The following is a 2421-nucleotide window of genomic DNA, read 5'->3' on the forward strand; positions in this document are numbered from 1 at the left end:
TCCTTGGTGGCATTATGTTTGAATATTGCTATAGTTTTATACTTACAGTTTCGCCTTACTGTAAATCAGATTCCCGCTTTTTCCATCTGCTCTTTCAAAACGTTCATTACATTTCTTGGCTATCCACGCCTGGTTTCCCATAAATGCAAAGGGTAAATCATCGGCACTGCCCGCAAGCACGTCTCTGCAGACGTCAATCATATTTTTCAGAATCATTGCATCCGTTTCCATTACATGATGCGATAAAAATACGCGGTGAAATTTACCGTCCAGCCGTCTCACGGTTTCCTCCAGGACTTTCAAGTATGCCGATACCGTACTGATTTGCTGCCCGTTCAACTTTAAACCAGTTGATATAATCCTGAAGCCTCATTCCTGTTTCTTTCGAAAAAAGCCGTGACAGATAAGTACTGCTGAGACCCAGGGCATCTGCCAGATCATTCAGATATATTTTTTCCTTATAATGCTTGCTTATATAGTCTTTGCACTGATCCACATAATTAGAGCTGCCCCGGCCTTCATTTCTTTTCTTTACCTGCTCTGTCAGTTGTTTTACCACATGATTTCTACATTCCACCAGTGCCGGAACGTTGTCATATTCATCACATTTCTGTATATAAAAGTCACTCAGCTGATAGGCAGCCGCCGGTGAAACGCCGCCCTCAATCGCCGCTCTGGTACACAGCGTAATGGCTACGATCACCACTTTTTTCCAATGATTCACTTCCCTTTTTGACAGTCGTCCCGTTCCTTCGTCAATTACCATATTGTATTTTAGTGCATCCTCTGCCCGTCCCTCCCGGACACACGCTAATAAATGCCGTTCTTCCTGATAAGTATGATGATAAATACCGGCGGTATCTTCCTCTATCTGAAACCGAAGGATCTCTTCTTCCACACCATCCTGCAATCCCTGCGCCAAATGATTATCTCGAATTAATGTTTCCTGTGAACAGGTAATAACCGGGGATTCTACGGAAGCCATCTGCACCGCTGCCAGTGCCTGTGACAGGGTAAAGACCGGGAGCGTTTTTTCTGTTCCTGTATGTATGCCATAATCCCGGTAGTAATGATGCAATTCCAGCCGGGTCAGGTTTTTCATACTCATAGGTCCGATTAAAATGTACCGCTCCTTTTGCTTTACGCATCCCCATAGGATCTGATACCCATCCTGATACAGAACAGGAGCATTTCCGGCATCTGCCATATTTAATAATTTTCCCCGTAAATTCTCACTAAAAGCAATTGGATTCATACCACTGTTTTTCCCACACGCTTCCACCATATCATTTTTCGAGATGAAAAATCCTGTTCCGGTTAATAATGACAATCTATTTAAATAATCATTGCTTTTTTCCACTGGTATTCCTCCCCATTATAATAAAGGTAACAACGTTGTTTCTATTATACCGCTATCCTGGTAGGAATCATACTGTGAATTCATCTTTTCTTATATGCAAATATGCAAATACGCAAAGGATTTACCGCTTCTTATCCGAAAATCAGAGCATCCTGTGCCTGTTTGTGATCAATGGCTCCAGTTTTGCTCAGGCCCGCCTGTTCTTATATGCCCGCATAGCCAGGATATAAGCGATTAGAAGAATGCCTGTGCACCATGCCAGGGCGGTCCAGATTTCACCGCCAACCGGCTGGTTCGCCAACAGGGCACGGATGCTGTCTACAATAGCGGTAACCGGCTGATTCTGGGCAAAAGAACGTACTGCGGCGGGCATGGTTTCTGTTGACAGAAAAGCAGAGCTGATAAACGGAAGAAAGATAAGGGGATATGCAAAAGCCCCCGCACCGTCCGCTGTTCTGGCTTTGAGCCCCGCAATGACGGCAACCCAGGTCAGCGCCAAGGTAAAAAATGTAAGAATGCCCGCTGCACCCAGCCAGTTTACGATGCCTGCCGGAGAACGGAACCCCATGAGAAATGCCACAGCAAGAATGATGGCCAGTGACAGGGCATTGGATATAAGAGATGTCAGAACATGTGCCCACAATGCTGAAGATGTAGCAATAGGCATAGAGTTCAGCCGGTCGAAAAAACCGGTTCTGATATCCTCAAATATGCGCAGAGCCGTGTAGGCAGATGCACTGGCAATTGCTATGAGCAGAATACCGGGCAGGGAATAAGTTACATATTCTTCCGTACTCATGCCGCTGCCCATTGCACCCCCAAAGACATATACGAACAACAACATCATTGCAATAGGGGTGAGGCAAACGGTGATAATGGTGTCTATACTTCTTAAAATATGCTTCATGGAGCGTCCAAGCATAATCCTGATATCTGTAAAAAAATGCTTTTTGGTGGTTTTCATTTAATTCTCCTCCTTTTTACCTATGATAGCCAGAAATATTTCTTCCAGCGTGGGCTGCTTTTCTACATATTCCACTTTCGCAGAGGGCAAGCGCTTT

At 44.7% G+C, this 2421-nt stretch carries 3 protein-coding genes; all 3 read right to left on the bottom strand.

Annotated elements, in window-relative coordinates; genetic code table 11:
- Positions 1-42: 42 nt before the first annotated feature.
- The 3 genes from ACH2DQ_RS12080 to ACH2DQ_RS12090 all read right to left on the bottom strand — a co-directional run bounded on the left by ACH2DQ_RS12080 (position 43) and on the right by ACH2DQ_RS12090 (position 2324).
- Entirely contained in the window at positions 43-282 is a 240-nt protein-coding gene (locus tag ACH2DQ_RS12080) for a hypothetical protein (protein ID WP_394911814.1), read from the bottom strand.
- The gene (locus ACH2DQ_RS12085; RefSeq protein WP_394911813.1) at positions 263-1360 is read right to left on the bottom strand and encodes a helix-turn-helix domain-containing protein; all 1098 of its coding nucleotides are present in this window, start codon (positions 1358-1360) and stop codon (positions 263-265) included. The genes ACH2DQ_RS12080 and ACH2DQ_RS12085 overlap by 20 nt, the downstream gene beginning before the upstream one ends.
- Before the next feature lie 187 nt (positions 1361-1547).
- Positions 1548-2324 carry an ABC transporter permease gene (locus tag ACH2DQ_RS12090; RefSeq protein ID WP_394911812.1) on the bottom strand — a complete coding sequence of 259 codons (777 nt, stop codon included), beginning with the start codon at positions 2322-2324 and terminating at the stop codon, positions 1548-1550.
- Between the last annotated feature and the right edge of the window lie 97 nt (positions 2325-2421).

Source organism: Robinsoniella sp. (assembly GCF_034124845.1).

Excerpts from the sequence above, each read along its gene's own strand:
- ACH2DQ_RS12090 (WP_394911812.1), bottom strand. The coding sequence starts at position 2,324 with ATGAAAACCACCAAAAAGCATTTTTTTACAGATATCAGGATTATGCTT.